Genomic DNA, 18,690 nt, shown 5'->3' on the forward strand with positions numbered 1-18,690 from the left:
TAAACAAGTAATTCTAAGTTATATAAGACTGTTTTTACCCAGGTAGTTCCATAACTAGTAATGAAAAAGGGCGAATCTCGCCCTTTCTCTGATCTGGTTTATGGAGTTTATTTGAGTTTTTCCTTGAAAAAGGCGATGGTTCTGTCCCAAGCCAACTGAGCAGCTGCCTCATCATATCTAGGAGTGGTATTATTATGAAATCCATGGTTGACACCCGGATACATATGCATGGTATATTCAACATTATTGGCTTTGAGGGCTTTTTCATACTCTTCCCATCCAGCATTGACACGCTCGTCCAGTTCGGCATAATGAACTAGTAATGGTGCCTTGATCTGAGCTGCTTCTTCGGCCGATGGCTGTCCTCCATAAAAAGGAACTGCCGCACCGAGATCAGGAATTTTCACGGCCATCATATTAGAAATCCAACCGCCAAAACAGAATCCAACTACCCCAACATTTCCATCACAATCCGGATGGTTTTTCAGGTAATGATAGGCTGCGATAAAATCCTCCAGCATACTATCCCGATCTCTTTTTCGCTGCATTTCTCTGCCTTCATCGTCATTGCCTGGATATCCGCCTAGAGGCCATAAAGCATCGGGTGCTATGGAAATAAAACCAGCCACAGCGCATCTCCTTCCAACATCCTCAATGTAAGGGTTTAAGCCTCGATTTTCGTGAACGACTACAATTCCCGGAAATTTTCCCGAACCTGATGGCTTGGAAAGCAATCCTCTGATTTCTCCTCCACCTTTTGGTGAATTGTAAAGCACATAATCAGAACTCTGCATGCGTTCATCATCTGGCTGAACTGTTGCAGTGGTAATGTAATCAGGCATCATGGTGCTCATCAAAGTAGCCAACGTAATCCCACCTACTGCATAAGCAGAAAGCTTTTCCATGAAAGTCCTTCTATCCAGTTTATTGTGTGCGTAATAGTCGTAAAGGTCAAAAACTTCCTGAGGTATATCCTCTTTCTTTAATTTATCCATGATTCCAATTTTGGGTGTAGCATTAAGTTGCGAAAAAAGGAAATAGAATCCATGAAAAAGTTGAATCACTCATCAAAGCGAGGGATAAGTGGCAAAATCAATCAGTACTTCTAAATTTCAATTGTAGCCCCATGAGGAAATTTCTCAGAATCTGATCCTTGCAAACTCGGTATTGATGTTGGTCTGGTTTTCTGAAAAAGGCGCTCAATTCATGTTTGCTGATCCGAAATTTCCTTAACTCAAAGACATCCAGCATATCCTGATCTTTCATGCTTAAGGCTATCTTCAGTTTCCTTAATATCATGTTATTATTCAGGGATTTCTCGGCTGCAGGAGTTTCACCATCCTTTTGTCCTCTTTTCAAAACAATAAATCCATTTAGAAAATGAGCCAACTCTTTGTCATATATCTGTTTATATTCAGGATCATCTTCTTTTTTAAGCCAGTTGCTGACTTCCTCTCTGGTACTTTCCAGTCCTCCTTTTTTGAAAAGATCAATCATTTCAAAATCATTGAAATCGAAGGTGAATCGAAGGGTTCTCAGAATATCATTATTACTCATAAATCGCTGCTTGTTTCAAATCACTAAGATACTTACAAAAATTAGATGAGGTCTTTTAAAGTGAATTTGCTTTCCAATTGGTTTTTTCCCAAAAAATCAACGGATCTTTGAGACAGCAACTATCAAAAAAAGAGTGACTCAAGTTCTATTTATAACTCCTCCTTTTACCCAGCTGAATACTCCCTATCCCGCCACGGCTTACCTCAAAGGATATTTGAAAACCTTGGGATATGAATCCAAGCAAATGGATTTAGGTATTGAACTGATCTGGAAAATTTTTTCAGTGGAGGGCTTAGGACAGATTTTTCATCAAATTGAAGAAAGCCAGATTGAACTGTCTGAAAATTCTGCTAGAATCCTGAGGCTTAAGAAGAAGTATTTGCAAACCATAGATTCGGTTATTGCATTTCTTCAGGATAAAAATCCGACTTTGGCATACACTGTCGTTGAGGGTGATTTTCTTCCTGAGGCTTCCCGGTTTGAGCAAATGGATGATATGGAGTGGGCTTTTGGCACTTTAGGGATTCGGGATAAAGCAAGATATCTTTCCACCTTATACTTGGAAGATATAGGAGACCTGATCACTGAGGCGATAGACCCAAATTTTGGATTTAGCAGATATGCAGAAAGATTAGGCTTGAGTGCGAGAGAATTTGACGAGATGGATGAGGCACTCAGGCAACCCAGTGGACTATTGGATGAATGGATGTGTCAAATTTTAGATGCCAAAATCAAAGATATTAACCCTAAATCAATTGCCTTTTCTGTTCCTTTTCCGGGGAATTTATATGGAGCTTTAAAATGCGGCCAATTTATAAAAAAGGCTTATCCTGATATCAAAGTATGGATGGGAGGGGGGTACCCCAATACAGAGCTAAGATCTTTGAAAGACCCGAGGGTATTTGATTATGTTGACTTTATCACTTTGGATGATGGAGAGGCTCCTGTCAAGTTGTTATTGGAATATTTGGATGGCAAAAGGCCAGTTGATGAATTGAAAAGAACATTTATTCGGCAGAGTGGTTCAGTGAGATTTATTAATAATTTTGCTGTAAAAGATATTCCACAGCAAGAAACTGGAACTCCGGATTACAGTGACTTGCACCTGAGAGAATATCTCTCAGTGATCGAAGTGGCTAATCCCATGCATAGGCTTTGGTCGGACGGAAGGTGGAATAAGTTGACTTTGGCGCATGGTTGCTATTGGGGTAAATGCACATTTTGTGATATTTCTTTGGATTATATCCAACGCTACGAACCCATCAATGCCTCCATTCTTTGTGATAGGATAGAGGAGATCATTGCTCAGACTGGTCAGAATGGATTCCATTTTGTAGATGAAGCTGCACCTCCAGCTTTGATGAGGGATCTCGCTATTGAAATTTTGCGAAGAGGCCTATCGGTAGTTTGGTGGACCAATATCCGCTTCGAAAGCAGCTTTACCGCTGATCTTTGCAAGCTCTTGCGGGCGTCAGGATGCATAGCAGTATCAGGCGGATTGGAAGTTGCTTCGGATAGGCTATTAGAGCTTATAAAAAAAGGCGTGACAGTTGGGCAAGTGGCAAGAGTTTGCAATCATTTCACCCATTCAGGGATTATGGTTCATGCCTATTTGATGTATGGATTTCCTACTCAAACTGCCCAGGAAACCATTGATTCTCTGGAAATGGTTCGACAACTGTTTGAAAGTGGGGTATTGCAGTCCGGATTTTGGCACCGATTCGCCATGACTGCTCACAGTCCTGTTGGCTTGGCGCCAGATTTATTTAAAGTGAAAAATGCTGTTTCAGGACTTGGTCGTTTTGCTAATAATGAGTTACAGCATGAGGATCCGACGGGAGCAGATCATGATCTTTTTGGAGAGGGATTGAGGAAATCACTCTTCAATTACATGCATGGATTAGGATTTGACGTTCCGCTTCATCAGTGGTTTGATCATCAAGTACCTTCAAGCAGTATTCCAAATAGATATATAGAAAAAGAGCTTCAGGAAGAGGAGTTTCTTTTGAAAGATCAGCAAAGAATAATTTGGATAGGAGAGCAGCCTGAATTAGTGCCTTCAGAAGAAGAAGGTTTTGCTGAACTCATTTTTTCAGGTAAGAAAGAGGATTTTGCCTTGGAGTTACCAGAGGAGTTTGCGGAATGGGTTTACTCTTTTTTGGAGAATGTCGGTTATCAAAATCAGCTTCAAAGGCTGAAATCTATCAAGGAGGATTATGAAGAAAAATTGGGAGATTTTTCCGAATTGGCCGAATCTGAAGTTTGGCAAATATTAAGGGAAAATGGACTTTTGATCTTTTGATATCTAATTATAGGTTGAGAGTTTCGGAGAATTTAATTTGGTTTTCTGCCGAGAAAAATTGTTAAATTGACTCAATATTTAGCCAACATGGAAGAAGAGATTTACCAAAATGTAAAAACTGAGAAAACATCTCGTGAGAGGCAGACCTTTTACAGAGTTACTTTTAATAATAATTCTCAACTTTTGAAAATAGCTGATAACAAGGCAAATATTATCATCAGTATCAATGCATTGGTGATTTCATCTATGGTAGCCCTGGTCGGATACGGATCAGTTTCCAATCAAATAGACATGTCCAATTTGGTGATGTTAATCCCTTTGGTAGTTTTTATCCTTACATCATTGACATCTACTATCTTAGCTGTTCAGGCAGCAAAACCAAAGATAGTTGGCAAATCAAACCAATCTGTTGAAAAGCGATCAGTCATCTTTTTTGGCTCCGTCTCTGAATTTACCAAAGATGAATACTTGAGAGAGCTTAATGAAACTTTGAAATCCAAGGACGAAATTCAGGATCAAATGTCCACTTCCTTATACTACCAAAGCATGGTGCTCAATCATAAATACAAATTGTTGAGACATGCTTATCAGGCATTTATTTTAGGATTAGTAATCGGAGTTATTGCCTTATTGCTACAGATATTTTGATTAATCTACCCTGTTGAATTCGATAGAATTACCTAGCTGCAAGTTATAGCTGATGTACTTCCCTTTTTCATCCTCTTTAATCTCTATTTTCTCTCCGCTATTTCCTAACTCAACATTTTTCCAGTTAGAAGGGAGATAGGTCTTAAGTGTAAGTGGAATACTGTAGATAGCGGGGTCTAGTTCTGATTTTAGTGAAATTTGAATCTTTTTGTCCGATTCAATACTAGTACTGATTTCACTATTCATTCTTGCTCTCAAAAACTTGGTGACATCCCTAAATGTGGCGATCCATAATTGATTTTCATTTGCCTTCATGTAGGAAAAATATTCCACTAGTTCATTTCTTGTTTTAGGTTCCCAACCTAAGTTTTCAACACCATGAAAAACTAAAACCAACCATGTATTATCGTGCTTCATAACTGTATCTATCCAAGATTTCATTTCACCAATTCCAATTTTGCTTACGGGGCCTCTTTGCCATTGCACATATTCTTTATTTGATTCGCCAGGAGTCATTTTGCTTCCTCGGTTAATTTCCTCCAACCAATCTTCAGGCATTCTATTTCTCAAAGAAGGATAAATCTTATGAGCGTATTCCATGACCCGTTCATTCTCTGTTCCATAAGGCCCCTCCGCACTAAAGATTGATTCTTCTCCTATAAATTGGAGAAGATCAGCTTTACTCTGCTCCAACTCATACAGCATGTTTATTTCGTCAAGAACTGCTAACCTGGGGTGTGTGACAGTGTGTGAAGCTATCTCATGTCCCTGTGCGGCATAAGATTTATACTGATCCCAAGTGGTAGTATCTTCCACATTGTTATGAAATACTACGTCATTGGTGTTTTTCATTTTGCCTTCCCGTATTTTTTGGTAGCCTTCATCCAGTAGAAGATATGCTTCTTTTACTTTTCCTTGCTCGAATAGAGAACCAACTCTAGCATGATAATCCTCCGCCTCAGAGGTGCCTGTAAATGCAATTAGAGAGGCTCGCTCAAAGAAGTTAGTTGAATCAGTGGGGATATTGGCGGTTTCTTTAATTATTTCTTTGGGGTCTCTTCCTATGAATTTTCCCTTACCGGATCCATCTACTTTTCCTGTAATGATGTAAAATGTGGCAGGAAGCCCCAAACTATCCATGATAGGTTTGGCGATGGTAAATTGATTGATAATCCCATCATCGTAAGTGACTGAAATTGCTCCTGATTTATCATCAGGCCATTTTGTGATCTCTGTAGTTACAGTGACGTTGTTTTGACAAGCAAATAGGCCAAAGGCAAATAGAAAGAATATTCCGTAGCGCATGGTTTGATAGGGGTGATGTTTCGAAGTCTAATATCCTCAAAATGATATCAAAGGTCCAACCGCTGATCAAAAAGAAAAAGAGGCTGTCTCATAAATAAATCTAATGTCAGTCTGAGCGGAGTCGAAGGCATTTCCTATCGTTGTGGCCTACATTTCGACTTCGCTCAATGTGACAAAATGCACTTTTGAGACAGCCTCTTAGATTTAATAAGTGTATTTGACATAAACTCTCCGATTAATCTTCTGACTATCCGGAGCCAGTTTTATTTGGGATTGCTCGCTGGCTTGATCTGCCATGATTCTAAACATAGGACCTGGGCTAGGAGGAGAGTCCACACTTACATGGTAAACAGAAATATTTCTTATCCCTAAAGTTTCTGCAATAAGGAGAGCCCTGGATTGTGCATTTCTCAAAGCATCGGTCAATAAGGAATTCTCGAGTGATTTTTGAGCAGTTTCTGATACCTGAAAGCTTAAATTAAAACTCATATCTCCTGATTCTTGGATAGCCTCTGCTATTTTTTGCAAGTCTTCATTTTTACTTCCGGTGACAATCCTGAGTGTCTGTCTGGCAACATAACCACTGTCTCTGGAAACCCCACTTCGGTAAATTCTATTAATATCTACAGAGTAATTGTCTGCAATTAATTTATAGTCCTTAATCTTGGCTTTTTTGAGAAGGTCCGCTAAGCGTTGAGTTTTGTTATTGAGGATTTTGGTGGCATCACTAACTTTCATGCCTTTTTCTTCAAGCATAATATTAAAAACTGCCTCGTCAGGGGAAATAAGTCTTTCTGCAAATCCTTCAACCTCAATCAAAGGAACTTGCTGAATTTGTTGGGCGAATACTTGAAAGCCAAAAATGGCAGCAAGTAAGGTTAATGCTATCTTTTTCATAATATTTTCATGTGTTTATAATTTGATTTTTAAAGGTCACATGGAATCTCGCATATTTCCCTCTAACCATGGGGTCATTCCAGTGTGTTTCGGCTCCGATATGCTCGATTTCATTTAAGTAAAAATGGCTTAGTACAATAATTACTTCCAAAACGCGGTCCAAAATTCATATGCTACAGGAATTGCTCATTTAAAAGAAGTGTTTTGACAAATTTTAAGAAAGCCCTGATTTAATCATATTTCAATTTAGTTGAATTCTTTTAAGTCTAAGACTATTTAATACTACTGATACGGAACTGAAGGCCATCGCCGCTCCAGCAATCATTGGGTCTAATAAAAAACCATTGATGGGATAAAGTAATCCTGCGGCGATAGGTATTCCAATGAGATTATAAATAAAAGCCCAAAATAAATTCTGTCTAATTCCCATTACAGTCAGATGCGAAAGTTTAAAGGCCTGAGAGATTTTTTCCAAATCTGATGTAATCAACGTCATCTTGGCTACATCCATAGCAATATCTGAACCATGGCCCATAGCAATGCTGATATCCGCCTGGGCAAGAGCTTCCGAGTCGTTGATACCATCACCAACCATCGCAACCACCTTTCCCTGAGCCTGCAGATTTTTAACATATTCAGATTTATCAGATGGAAGTACCTCCGCGCGGATATTTGTGATAGAAAGTTCATTCCCAACAGCTTCGGCTGTTTGTAGGTTATCGCCCGTTAGCATGTGAACTTCTATCCCTGATTTTTGGAGTTGATGGATTGCGGATTTTGAACTGGCTTTGATTTGATCTTTTATTCCAATGATGGCCAAAACTTGATTGGAATTCGCAAAATAAACCACAGTTTGAGCTTGATCTTTCCAAGAATTAGCTTCTGATTTCAAATCGCCATCCAAAACAATATTATTGTTTTCTATCAAGCGCTGGTTTCCGACATAATAGGTTTCTCCATTATGAATAGCTTTTATTCCGAGCCCAGTAATACTTTCAAACTGAGCGATTTTAGTACCCTGAATTTCTTGGGTTTTTAAATAGTTGACAATAGACCCCGCAAGTGGGTGCTCAGATTGAGATTCAATAGCGAAGAGCAATGATAAATTTTCCTCTGTGACATCCTCTGAACGAAGCCATTTGATATCGGTAACGCTAGGTTTTCCTTCTGTAATTGTCCCAGTTTTATCCAATACCAAGGTGTTAACCCGATGTCCAATTTCAAGACTTTCTGCATCTCGGATAAGAATATTGTTCTCTGCTCCTTTACCCATCCCAACCATGATGGCTGTAGGAGTGGCCAATCCTAAAGCACACGGACAAGCTATGACCAGAACAGCAATAGAAGTTAATAAAGCATGGGTAAAGGCTTCATCACCTCCAACTAGCATCCATATGGTAAATGTTAGCATGGAGATCGCAATGACTGTTGGGACAAACACTCCTGCAATTTTATCTACCAGCTTTTGAATAGGTGCTTTACTTCCCTGAGCTTCCTGTACCCTTTTGATGATTTGGGCTAAGAGAGTGTCAGAGCCTACTTTTTCAGCAATAAACTGGAAGCTTCCTTTTTGATTGATGGTTCCTGCAAAGATTTTATCGCCCGTTTTTTTGGAAATCGGAATGGGTTCTCCACTGATCATACTTTCATCAATGTAGGACTCACCAGATGTTAATTGCCCATCTACGGGTACTTTTTCGCCAGGTTTAACCAATAAAATATCTCCCTCCTGCATCTCTTCTATGCCTAGTTCTACCTCGTTTCCATCTTTAACAAGGTGAACTGTTTTGGGTTGGAGACCCATAAGTTTTTTCAAAGCGGAAGATGTACTGGATTTGGCTTTCTCCTCTAGCATTTTTCCAAACGAAATAAAGGTGATAATCACCACTGCTGCCTCATAGTAAACATGGGCTTCCAAGCCTCTTGAAGTCCAGAATTGAGGATAAATAGTATTGAAAAATGAAAAAAGGAAAGCTATACCGGTACTTAATGCGACAAGCGTATCCATATTAGCCTTGCGATGCTTTGCCTGCTTATAGGCATTGATAAAAAATGTCTGGCCAAAGTAAAATAGAACTGGTACAGAAAGAGCCATGCTAATCCATTTTCCTGGTTCCCAGGACATAAAAAACATACCCAAAATGAAGACAGGAATACTCAGGATGGCGGATCCTATGGTTTGTCTTTTGGCCTTCTGGTATTTTTTATCCTGTTCCTCGTCTACGGATTTCTGGAGATTTTCAGAATCCAAAATTAATCCATAACCGACTGCTAAAAGCGCTTCATGCAATCCCTGAGGGCTGACTTCATCTGAATACTTTACTTGGACCGTGTTTGTGGCAAAATTTACCAAAGCTGATTGTACACCTTCAGTATGTGAAAGGATAGTTTCAACACTGGAAGCACATCCCGCACAGGTCATGCCCGTAACTGGGAAGGTTGATTGATGAATTACCGTATTTTTCATGCTTCAAATGTCAGATAATAGTTAAAAAAACAGCTTACAAAATTTTGGCAGTTTTTATCAAAATTTTGACCTAGTTGCCTTTTCTAGTTAAATGCTATCCAAGGAAACCCTCGAGATTTTCCTGGAATTTTTAAATTCACTGGGTGTCATGCCTGTCTCCTTTTTAAATTGGGCAGAAAGGTATGAGGAACTACTATAATCCAACTGATAGGCAATTTCAGAGAGATTCAGTTCTTCATAGGAAAGAAGTTCTTTCACTTTTTCAATTTTCTGTTTTGAAATATATTTTTCTATGGTAATTCCTTCTACTGAGGAGAAAAGCCTACTCAGATAACTGTAATCATGTTGTAATCCGCTGGAAATTAATTGAGAGAAATTTACTTTTCTTTCTCCCTCTGCCTGATGAATTTCTTTGATGATTATAGCTTTGATTTTAGAAATTAGGATGGATTTGGGTTCCTCCAATAATTCAAAACCTAATCCTGACAAATCACCAGCTAGCTGATTTTTTGACGATGTTGAGATTTCTGAATCTAAAGTGACAGTTCCTAACTGAATGCTACTGAATGGGATATTATGCTCTTGCAACAGACTTTTAACTGCCTCAATGCACCTGTGGCAAACCATGTTTTTAATTCTTAATTCCATTTTATCTAGAATTCTTGATCCTTTAACAATCAGGAAGCTGTTAATAATTCCAGAATGAGGTAGAAAAGGGAAGGGCAAAGTAAACAGCCTAAGCCTGTATAGAAGGTGGCTGAAACTGCTCCATAAGGAACAAGTTTAGGATCTGTTGCTGCTAGACCTGCAGTCACTCCACTTGAAGTCCCCATTACTCCTCCATATGCTATAGCCGCAGTAGGGTTATCAAGCCCGATTCTTTTGGCAAAAATGGGAGTCAAAACAGTGACAGCGATAGTTTTTACAACTCCCGTTGCAATGCTCAGGGCAATTACTTCGGAACTGGCTCCCAAGGCTCCTCCCGTGACTGGTCCAACAATATAGGTACATGCCCCGGCACCAATTGTACATAAACTGACAGCATCTCGGTATCCAAAGGTCCAGGCAATGAGTACTCCTGCAATAAAAAATACCAATGTACCGGTGATAAGAGATGCAAGGCCAATCCAACCGCTCTTTTTGATTAGAAAGAAACTGGCACCCATGACTGTAGCAACGATAGTAAAGTCTCTAAACATTGAGCCTCCCAGAAAACCAACTCCTTTAAAAAGCTCTAGGTCAGCAAGACCCTTGTTTCCATTTGTAATCAAACCTCCCAAATATCCTAAGCCCAATCCAGCAAAAATTGCTATTGCAGAGCCAGGTATTCTACGCTTGAAAATTGCTCGACTTAACCAATCCGAAATAAAATAAAGGAGCCCAATCAGTAAAAATGCTAAAATCAGCCCATTTTGATCGATTACTTTAAATAGTTCCTGCATCGGTTCTAGGCTTGAAGTTTTCAATCAAAAGCTTGAATGCAAAAAAGGCTAGAATCACTGGAATTACTCCAGCTAAAATGGCCAATATTCCTGATGATAAGGCTGATTTCACGTTGAGGCTAGCTGCCATGGCAATTACCACAGGTATATATAGCTTTCCCCAGAAATTAATACCAAAGGTCATTTCTGAATCCAGAAGATTTCTTTTTGTTAACCATTCTTTGCAGAGTAATAAAATAATCATGGCAAAGCCGACTCCCCCTACATTTGCATCTATACCCAAAATAGAACCCAATATTTCTCCTGCCCACTGGCCCATCAAAAATGAAAATGCGAGTATGGCTAATCCGTAAATCATATCAGAAGAGTTTTTTAAGTTCGTTTTTGGTCACTTTACCCATGGCATTTCTTGGTAAATCTTCGAGCTGTATATAGTTTCTTGGGATTTTATAAGCGGGTAGTCGTTCTTTGAGCCAGGATATTAGTTCTTCTTTTTGAATAGCCTCTGAGCAAACAATTCCAGCTACTACCAACTCCCCCCACTCCTCATCCGGAATACCTATTACTCCACAATCTTTGATTAGAGGATGTTTACGAAGCACTTCCTCTATTTCCAGAGCTGATATTTTATAACCACCGGATTTGATAATATCCACGGAATCTCTCCCCAGTAATTTATAATATCCATCTTCGATGGTAGCTATATCTCCGGTCTTGAACCAACCATCTGAGGTAAAGGCTTTATTTGTTGCTTCTGGTTTCCTCCAGTATTCTTTAAAAACGCAGGGGCTTTTTACCTGTATTTCTCCCGAGTCGCCTAGGTCTATCTCTTTATTGTTTTCATCCACAATCCTTATTTGAACCTCCGGTAGCGGGAAGCCAACATGACCGGCTCTTCTTTCTCCCAGGTAAGGATTACTTAGGGCCATTCCGATTTCAGTCATTCCGTAACGTTCCAGCAAATAATGCCCCGATAGGCTTTTCCATTTTTCCATAACTGAGACAGGTAGAGCGGCTGATCCTGAAACCATCAGACGGAAACCCTTCATTTTCTCCTTCAATTCTTTTTGATCCGATTCTGAGAATGATTCAATTGCTTGAATGAGTTTGAAATACACTGTAGGTACAGCCATGAAAACATTAATTCTTGTCTGAATAAATGCTTTCAAGACCTCTTCTACTGAAAATGGATGAATAAACTGAATACAGGCACCTGACCACATGCAGCAACCTAAAACATTGATGATTCCATGTACATGGTGAAGTGGTAAAATCCCCAGAGTATAATCGTTTTGACTCCAATGCCAAGCCTTTACCAATGTTGAAATTTGTGCTTCAATATTAGCATGAGTAGTTAGCACGCCTTTAGGAAGACTGGTGGTGCCGGAAGTGTACAGGATCATAGCACCTCGTGTCAAGGAGATTTCAGGGAGATTTGTGCTATGGGATTTATTTTCGGTTAAAGACTCAATATTTAAACTTCGAATGTTTCCTTTTTCTACAATCGGAGTTAAGATTTCCTGATATTCATTTCCAAAAAGCAAAATTTCTGCTTCTGTATCATCCATTACATACTGCAAGGAGGGAAGAGGGTAGCTGATGCAAAGCGGAACAGCAATACCACCAGCCATCCATATAGCCCATTGGGTTTTGACATAATCAAACCCAGGTGAAACCATAAATGCCACGCGTGTCTGATTCAAATCAGGTTGTCCTTGAAGTAGGATGCCGGCTAAATTTTGGGCCTCTGTCAATAACTCTTGGTAATTATAAGAGCCTTTAGCGTCAATGATGGCGATGTTGCTGCTAAATCTCTCAGCGTTTTGGAATAGGGTGAGCATTTGAGAAAATTCTTTTTTCCAATATAGGAAGTACTTTACTGATGAAAGAAACTTTAAACACCCTAAACTTCCGCCATTGGAAAAATCAGGCATAAAAAAAGCTCCGATTAATACCGGAGCTTCAATTAATAAGTGCTGATGTTATTTTTTAACAGCAGGTTTCGGACCTTCTTGCTTGCTTACTTTATCACCGTCCTTCAGTTCTTTGCTCACCACGAAATATGGACCTGAAATGACTTGATCTCCTTCCTGTAAACCTTCCAATACCTCAATGTTTTGGAAATCAGAAATACCAGTCTTGATTGTCTTCATTTTCGCCTCTCCATCTTGCATCACAAATACCAATTCACGCATTTTGGTAGAACCGTCCGCCAAAGTATCCAATTGATCTTCTCTTGTGGTAACTGCAGAAAGCGGAAGAGATAACACGTTTTCTTTTTGATTGGTGATGATCTCCACAGCGGCTGTCATCCCTGGTCTAAACGGATATTTGTTTCCAGCTGCGACCAAATCAGCATAAGAACTATTGAGAATTCTGATTTTCACTTCGAATTCCGTAACTGCATCTGCTGAAGGTTTGGTATTCGCTGTGTTTGCAATGCTAGTTACTATTCCTTTGAATTTTTTTCCTGAGAAAGAATAGGCATCTACTTCAATAATGGTCGTATCACCCTTGCTCAATCGAACAATATCATTCTCATTTACATCTACCCTTACTTCCATTCTGGAAAGGTCAGCTATGGTTAGCATTTCAGTACCCGCCATTTGCTGTGTTCCAACAACACGCTCACCTTTTTCTACCAAAAGATTGGATACAATTCCGCTAACCGGGGAATAAACGTTGGTTAATCGTAAATTTTCAGCCGCTTCGTTTACAGTAGCTTGAGAACTTTTCACAACAAATTCTGCAGCCACTACGCTTTGCTTTGCTGCTTCTAAGTCTTTTTGTGCTGTGATGTAATTCGCCTGAGCCTGCTCAAATTCGGAGTCTGAGATAGCCTTTTGCTCATAAAGTTTCTTTTGTCTGTTGTATTCCAGTTCACTTCTGGTGTACTGAGCTTCTGCTCTCTGAAGACTTGCTTTAGCCTGTGCCAAATTGGCTAATTGCTGGTTCAAGTTTGCACGGCTTCTATCTAGTGCTGAAACAAAATTATCAGGTCTGATTTTCACTAGAAGTTTACCGATTTCTACAGAATCACCTTCAGCGACATTAAGTTCTATAATTTCACCGGCAACATCCGGGCTAAGGTTTACTTCAATTTCCGGCTGGATTTCTCCGGAGGCACTTACCTTCTCAATGATGGAATTTTTTCCAACTGAAGCTACTTCTACATTGGTGACTTTTTCCCCACCAATCCATCCTGCCGCACGGCCGATGATTGCAAAAACGATGATAACACCTACTATTCCAAGTAGGTAGTAAAGGAGTTTATTTGATTTTTTATTAGCCATGGCTTAGTTAAGGTTGATAGGGTTTCCTAGATAGAAATCAAGGACTTTTACTCTGAAAATATAGGTGTATTTAGCGTTCAATAAATCGGCCTGAGCATTGAAGTAATTGGCTTGAGCCACTTGAAAATCAACTGAATTAATAGCGCCTAGATCAAATCTTTGCTGTGCTATTCTAAATGATTCCTCCAAGCTTTTCACTCTAGTCACAGAAGCAGAGTAGGATTGCTGAGCAGCCAAAGCTGAAGTGTATGCTGATTCAATATCCTGTCTCAATTGATTTTTAACTTCTATTTCAGTTACTTCAGCAAGTTGCCTCTGTACTCTTGCTCGCTGAAGAGATGCTTTATTGCTTAATTGAGAAAAGATGGGAATGTTCAATTGCAAATTCACAGACTGAGAAAGGTTGTTTTCTATCTGAGTGGTGAATGCATCGAGTTCTCTCCCAGGGATTCCTCTGTCCACATAGTTAGAGAAAACATTGGCTCCAATGCCTAAGGTTGGTAAAAAAGCTCCTCTTGCTGCTTTTACTCCATATTCTGCACTTTCAATATTTTTCTCAGCTGCTTTTAATTCTGGCATAATTGCTAAGGCACTTTCATAAATCTGAGAAGGATTTTCAGTTGCCATTAGAGATTCGTTGATTTCGAATTTAGGTTCAATTACCTCGAATTCATCCGTGAAAGGAATTTGCATCGCTTGGGCCAGATTTAACTTTGCTATCCTAAGCGAATTTTTTGCATTGATTACTTCCAGTTCATTAGTAGCATTTTGAGCTTGTAAATCCAATTGATCTGAAAGGGGAAGAGAACCAGCCTCTACCAAACGAGTGGTTCTTGCCAGCTGATCCTTTGTTGTTTTCAATTGATTTTCAGCAATATTCACTTGCTCTCGGTTGAAGACAACATTCACAAACAAATTGATCACATTCAGGGTGATATCATTTTTGGTTGCTTCAATATTGTACAAACCCGCCTCGATGTCAGCTTGTGCCTGATTGATTGAGCTGTTGATTCTTCCTCCAGCAAAAATACTGACATTGGAGTTGGCGAATAAGTTGATGTTACCGATCCTTTGGGTTTCAAAGAGGTTTGTAACCGGGTTGATGGATCTACCCCATCTATATCCTGAGCTAGCGCCTGTCTGGAATGAAGGATATCTACTTCCTTTGTTTTGAAGAAGGGTAGCTTCATTGCTGAGTTGGTTCAGTTCTGATCTTTTGAGGGAGAGGTTGTTCTCTAAAGCAATTTGAACAGCTGTTTCCAGATCATAGGCTCCGGAGACATCTTGGCTCATTGCAGAAAAATAACAACCAATAACCCAAATAATACTAAGTATAAACTTTTTCATGTGGTGAGTTAAAGGTCAATATCTGGTATGTAAATTAATTCTTTTATCCAGGGGAGTGATTTCAGGTATTCAATAGTGATTGGGTTGATTCCGGAATCCATTTCAATTACATGGCAGGCCAGGTCGTTTTTGCCTTTTCTCGACACCGACATAGTAGCAATATTGGCTTTTTCCTGAGCTATAACCGAAGAGATGAAAGCAATAGCTCCTGATACATCTTGCGCTTTGATGATCAATGTGTGCATCTGAGCAGAGAAATTGGCAACAAAACCATCCACCTCAGCAATATTAATCACGCCTCCTCCTAAACTTTCTCCAACTACTTCTACTTTCTTTTCTCCTTTAGTTAAAAGGAGTTTAATCGTATTAGGATGATGCACAGATGAATTACCGATCGATTTAAACTGGTATTTAAAATCTATTTCCTCTGCAATTTTTAAGGCATCTTTTATTCTCTCATCATCGGTTTTAAAGTCCATTAGTCCTCCAATGATGGCTCTATCACTGCCATGGCCTTCATAGGTTCTGGCAAATGAATTATAAAATACAACTTGTGCTTGATCTGGCTTGGAGCCAAGAACTCTAATAGCAGCTCTTGCTATCCTTACAACTCCTGCCGTGTGCGATGAAGATGGGCCAATCATTACAGGTCCTATCATATCAAAAATGCTACTTTTTCCAGCCATTGCCCGAAATATCCAATTTTGGTGCTAAAGTCAAATCTATTTGTAACTATCGCCTAAAATTGCCAATTAATGGCCATTTTAGAGGCATATTATTTCTCAATTCTTAAAATTTAACTCCATTCTAAATAGACAGTTTAGAATAATGTCCGATTACGTACAAGGCTATGAGCGATTTTGAAACAGTTCTTTATAAATCTTCCGATTCTGAGACATGGCTATCCGATCCCATGGGAAGGATTCCCAATCGAGCCATGTATTTTGGAGATGGTCTTTTTGAAACAATGGTCTATGATGGAGAGCAAATCAGGTTTTGGGATTACCATTGCGAAAGGCTTTCATCCGGCTTGACTTTACTAGGATTTGAAGATTTTAAAATTCCGGCAACAGAAATTACACATTTAGCGGATTTTTACGGAAGTGGAAAACCGCTTAGAATAAGGTGGACTGTTTATCGAGAGGGATTGGGAAAATATAGCCCTGAGAGTAATTTAGTGTCCCAGGTACTTCACTTTCAGTCTTTTCATGCAGCACCGAAGTTGAAGGAAATTGCCGGTTTTTCTGATAGTATATTTCTGGTCGGAAATGCTTTTTCCTCACTTAAAACAATTTCAGCGCTTCCCTATGTCCTTGCCAATCAAGAAAAGGTGAAAAAGGGCCTGGATGAATTGATTTTAATGGATAATACTGGAAATATTTCTGAAGGTAGTACATCCAATATTTTTTGGATGAAGGATGGAAGGATTTTCACGCCATCTCTATCGACGGGTTGTATTGATGGTGTGGGAAGGAGAGTTTTAATTGAAAAATTAGCTCAAATGGGATTTGAAGTAAATGAGGGAGAGTTTGGACAGACTGACTTATTGAATGCTGATTTGGTTTGGGTCAGCAATGTCACGGGTATCAGTATGATCCATCAAATTGAAAATCAAAAATTTGATCCAAATCTTCCTGATTTTCTGGAAAACATTTTATGATTCTTGCTTAAAATGAAAGAATAAAATGAAGACCTTTCTTCTAAAATCTTATATTTATCGCTTTAATCAAACCAAACACCTTTTTGTATTAAAGGAATTAACCATAAAACCCAACCTATTTAAATTATGCTCTTAGAACCCTTAGACCTGGCGGTATTTATAGGATACTGTCTATTGATTATCGGAATGGGGCTTTTTGTTTCTCAAGAAAAAAAAGGTCACGTAAAAAACTCCTCTGATTACTTTCTTGCTTCTAAAGCACTCCCTTGGTGGGCAGTTGGAGCTTCTTTGATTGCTTCCAATATTTCCGCGGAACAATTTATAGGGATGTCTGGATCAGGCTTTGCCCTTGGTCTTGCCATTTCTACTTATGAGTGGATGGCAGCAGCGACTCTCTTAGTCGTAGCGATATTCTTTTTGCCAGTTTATATCAAGAAAGGTATTTACACCATGCCAGGATTCTTGCTGGATAGATATGATACCAGAGTGCGTACTACCATGGCCATTTTCTGGCTTTTATTGTATGTTTTTGTCAATCTTACCTCAGTTTTATATCTAGGCGCACTAAGCTTAAATACCATTCTGAATGTTCCTTTGGTTTATGGAATTATAGGTCTGGCTTTGTTTGCGATGATTTACTCCATTTACGGAGGATTAAAAGCAGTTGCTTGGACAGATGTAGTGCAAGTGGTATTCTTGATTGTGGGTGGCTTGGCTACTACCTATATCGCGCTTCAAATGGTAGGCGGAGGAGATGCTTGGGAAGGCATTGGCTTATTAAGAAAAGAGGTTCCTGGACATTTTTCTATGATTTTATCGAAAGGTGAAATGATGATTCCTGATGGTCAGGGCGGAACAAGAGATGCTTATCTTGACCTTCCGGGAATTTCAGTCTTGGTTGGCGGTATGTGGATTACCAATTTAAGTTACTGGGGTTTTAACCAATACATTACCCAAAGAGCATTGGCCGCAAAAAGTTTGGATGAAGCTCAAAAGGGGATGATTTTCGCAGGTTTCTTGAAATTATTGATGCCATTGATCGTGGTGATCCCTGGAATTGCAGCCTTGGTAATTGTCAATAATGGTCTGGATGCGACATTCATAGAATCCATGAAAGATCCTGGTACTGGCTTGATCAAATCAGATAGAGCTTACCCTACTTTATTACAATTACTCCCAGTGGGTCTAAAGGGCTTGGCCTTTGCTGCTTTGACTGCTGCAATTGTGTCATCATTGGCATCTATGGCTAATAGTACCTCTACTATTTTCACCATGGATATCTACAAGAAGTACTTTGGTCAAAATGCATCTGAGTCCAAGCAGGTTTCTGTAGGAAGGATTACGGCAGGAGTAGCATTTTTTATTGCTGCATTGGTAGCTCCAGCATTGGGTCAATTGGATCAGGCATTCCAGTTCATTCAGGAATATACCGGATTTATCAGTCCGGGAGTTTTCGCTATTTTCTTCTTCGGAGTTTTCTGGAAAAAAACTACTTCCAATGCAGCTTTAGTGGGCGCAGGATTAAGTATCCCACTATCCATAGTTTTGAAAGTAGTGTTCCCTGCTTTACCGTTCATTGATAGAATGGGTGTGGTATTCTTGATACTTGCTGCCTTGATGATTATTATCAGTTTGGTAGAAGGAAAAGGAAAAGATCATCCAAACAGCATTGAAATCAATAAGGCATTGTTCAAGACAAGCCCAGGTTTCAAGATTGGGGCATTCATCATTTCTGGAATCATTGCCGCTCTTTACATAGTATTCTGGTAAGA

16 protein-coding genes are annotated in these 18,690 nt (G+C 39.4%); 4 read left to right on the top strand and 12 right to left on the bottom strand.

Features of this window, described 5'->3' with window-relative positions; translation table 11 throughout:
* Positions 1 to 107: 107 nt before the first annotated feature.
* Both GYM62_RS05625 and GYM62_RS05630 read right to left on the bottom strand, forming a co-directional pair.
* Positions 108 to 995 carry a dienelactone hydrolase family protein gene (locus tag GYM62_RS05625; RefSeq protein WP_219958675.1) on the bottom strand — a complete coding sequence of 296 codons (888 nt, stop codon included), beginning with the start codon at positions 993 to 995 and terminating at the stop codon, positions 108 to 110.
* A 97-nt stretch (positions 996 to 1,092) separates the two neighbouring features.
* Complete coding sequence (locus tag GYM62_RS05630) at positions 1,093 to 1,557, bottom strand: DUF1456 family protein (RefSeq protein WP_144604921.1); 465 nt, start codon at positions 1,555 to 1,557, stop codon at positions 1,093 to 1,095.
* A 133-nt stretch (positions 1,558 to 1,690) separates the two neighbouring features.
* Here GYM62_RS05630 and GYM62_RS05635 point away from each other — a divergent pair, with 133 nt between their 5' ends.
* Both GYM62_RS05635 and GYM62_RS05640 read left to right on the top strand, forming a co-directional pair.
* Positions 1,691 to 3,859, top strand: coding sequence for a radical SAM protein (locus GYM62_RS05635; protein ID WP_219958676.1), 2,169 nt, complete (start codon positions 1,691 to 1,693; stop codon positions 3,857 to 3,859).
* Between the two features lie 66 nt (positions 3,860 to 3,925).
* Entirely contained in the window at positions 3,926 to 4,507 is a 582-nt protein-coding gene (locus GYM62_RS05640; protein ID WP_245756402.1) for a Pycsar system effector family protein, read from the top strand.
* Here GYM62_RS05640 and GYM62_RS05645 read toward each other — a convergent pair whose 3' ends face one another.
* From GYM62_RS05645 to sdaAB, 10 genes are all read right to left on the bottom strand, one after another.
* The gene (locus GYM62_RS05645; RefSeq protein ID WP_219958677.1) at positions 4,508 to 5,812 is read right to left on the bottom strand and encodes a polysaccharide deacetylase family protein; all 1,305 of its coding nucleotides are present in this window, start codon (positions 5,810 to 5,812) and stop codon (positions 4,508 to 4,510) included.
* A gap of 204 nt (positions 5,813 to 6,016) precedes the next feature.
* A complete protein-coding gene (locus GYM62_RS05650; protein ID WP_219958678.1) occupies positions 6,017 to 6,709 on the bottom strand; it encodes an SIMPL domain-containing protein in 693 nt (230 codons plus the stop codon).
* A 241-nt stretch (positions 6,710 to 6,950) separates the two neighbouring features.
* Positions 6,951 to 9,176 (bottom strand): cation-translocating P-type ATPase, encoded by a 2,226-nt coding sequence (locus GYM62_RS05655; protein WP_219958679.1) that lies wholly within the window; start codon positions 9,174 to 9,176, stop codon positions 6,951 to 6,953.
* A gap of 87 nt (positions 9,177 to 9,263) precedes the next feature.
* Positions 9,264 to 9,824: an AraC family transcriptional regulator gene (locus tag GYM62_RS05660; protein ID WP_219958680.1), complete on the bottom strand. Its 561-nt coding sequence runs from the start codon at positions 9,822 to 9,824 to the stop codon at positions 9,264 to 9,266.
* Positions 9,825 to 9,853: 29 nt separating this feature from the next.
* The gene (madM, locus tag GYM62_RS05665; protein ID WP_219958681.1) at positions 9,854 to 10,618 is read right to left on the bottom strand and encodes a malonate transporter subunit MadM; all 765 of its coding nucleotides are present in this window, start codon (positions 10,616 to 10,618) and stop codon (positions 9,854 to 9,856) included.
* On the bottom strand, positions 10,602 to 10,976 hold the full coding sequence (gene madL, locus GYM62_RS05670; RefSeq protein WP_219958682.1) for a malonate transporter subunit MadL: 375 nt from the start codon (positions 10,974 to 10,976) through the stop codon (positions 10,602 to 10,604). Before madL ends, madM begins: the two co-directional genes overlap by 17 nt.
* A 1-nt stretch (position 10,977) precedes the next feature.
* Entirely contained in the window at positions 10,978 to 12,459 is a 1,482-nt protein-coding gene (locus GYM62_RS05675) for an acyl-CoA synthetase (protein WP_219958683.1), read from the bottom strand.
* A gap of 141 nt (positions 12,460 to 12,600) precedes the next feature.
* A complete protein-coding gene (locus GYM62_RS05680) occupies positions 12,601 to 13,911 on the bottom strand; it encodes an efflux RND transporter periplasmic adaptor subunit (RefSeq protein ID WP_144604936.1) in 1,311 nt (436 codons plus the stop codon).
* Positions 13,912 to 13,914: 3 nt separating this feature from the next.
* Positions 13,915 to 15,258, bottom strand: coding sequence for a TolC family protein (locus tag GYM62_RS05685; RefSeq protein WP_219958684.1), 1,344 nt, complete (start codon positions 15,256 to 15,258; stop codon positions 13,915 to 13,917).
* Positions 15,259 to 15,266: 8 nt separating this feature from the next.
* Positions 15,267 to 15,944: an L-serine ammonia-lyase, iron-sulfur-dependent subunit beta gene (gene sdaAB, locus GYM62_RS05690; RefSeq protein WP_219958685.1), complete on the bottom strand. Its 678-nt coding sequence runs from the start codon at positions 15,942 to 15,944 to the stop codon at positions 15,267 to 15,269.
* A gap of 164 nt (positions 15,945 to 16,108) precedes the next feature.
* On the opposite strand from sdaAB, the gene GYM62_RS05695 reads away from it, so the two are divergent.
* Together GYM62_RS05695 and GYM62_RS05700 are read left to right on the top strand one after the other, a co-directional pair.
* Complete coding sequence (locus tag GYM62_RS05695; RefSeq protein WP_219958686.1) at positions 16,109 to 16,918, top strand: aminotransferase class IV; 810 nt, start codon at positions 16,109 to 16,111, stop codon at positions 16,916 to 16,918.
* Positions 16,919 to 17,044: 126 nt separating this feature from the next.
* Positions 17,045 to 18,688 (top strand): sodium/sugar symporter, encoded by a 1,644-nt coding sequence (locus GYM62_RS05700; RefSeq protein WP_091654103.1) that lies wholly within the window; start codon positions 17,045 to 17,047, stop codon positions 18,686 to 18,688.
* Positions 18,689 to 18,690: the final 2 nt, after the last annotated feature.

The organism is Algoriphagus sp. NBT04N3 (assembly GCF_019443765.1).
Taxonomy (GTDB): domain Bacteria; phylum Bacteroidota; class Bacteroidia; order Cytophagales; family Cyclobacteriaceae; genus Algoriphagus; species Algoriphagus ornithinivorans.

Excerpts from the sequence above, each read along its gene's own strand:
- GYM62_RS05625 (WP_219958675.1), bottom strand. The coding sequence starts at position 995 with ATGGATAAATTAAAGAAAGAGGATATACCTCAGGAAGTTTTTGACCTT.
- GYM62_RS05630 (WP_144604921.1), bottom strand. The coding sequence starts at position 1,557 with ATGAGTAATAATGATATTCTGAGAACCCTTCGATTCACCTTCGATTTC.
- GYM62_RS05645 (WP_219958677.1), bottom strand. The coding sequence starts at position 5,812 with ATGCGCTACGGAATATTCTTTCTATTTGCCTTTGGCCTATTTGCTTGT.
- GYM62_RS05650 (WP_219958678.1), bottom strand. The coding sequence starts at position 6,709 with ATGAAAAAGATAGCATTAACCTTACTTGCTGCCATTTTTGGCTTTCAA.
- GYM62_RS05655 (WP_219958679.1), bottom strand. The coding sequence starts at position 9,176 with ATGAAAAATACGGTAATTCATCAATCAACCTTCCCAGTTACGGGCATG.
- GYM62_RS05660 (WP_219958680.1), bottom strand. The coding sequence starts at position 9,824 with ATGGAATTAAGAATTAAAAACATGGTTTGCCACAGGTGCATTGAGGCA.
- madM (WP_219958681.1), bottom strand. The coding sequence starts at position 10,618 with ATGCAGGAACTATTTAAAGTAATCGATCAAAATGGGCTGATTTTAGCA.
- madL (WP_219958682.1), bottom strand. The coding sequence starts at position 10,976 with ATGATTTACGGATTAGCCATACTCGCATTTTCATTTTTGATGGGCCAG.
- GYM62_RS05675 (WP_219958683.1), bottom strand. The coding sequence starts at position 12,459 with ATGCTCACCCTATTCCAAAACGCTGAGAGATTTAGCAGCAACATCGCC.
- GYM62_RS05680 (WP_144604936.1), bottom strand. The coding sequence starts at position 13,911 with ATGGCTAATAAAAAATCAAATAAACTCCTTTACTACCTACTTGGAATA.
- GYM62_RS05685 (WP_219958684.1), bottom strand. The coding sequence starts at position 15,258 with ATGAAAAAGTTTATACTTAGTATTATTTGGGTTATTGGTTGTTATTTT.
- sdaAB (WP_219958685.1), bottom strand. The coding sequence starts at position 15,944 with ATGGCTGGAAAAAGTAGCATTTTTGATATGATAGGACCTGTAATGATT.
- GYM62_RS05695 (WP_219958686.1), top strand. The coding sequence starts at position 16,109 with ATGAGCGATTTTGAAACAGTTCTTTATAAATCTTCCGATTCTGAGACA.
- GYM62_RS05700 (WP_091654103.1), top strand. The coding sequence starts at position 17,045 with ATGCTCTTAGAACCCTTAGACCTGGCGGTATTTATAGGATACTGTCTA.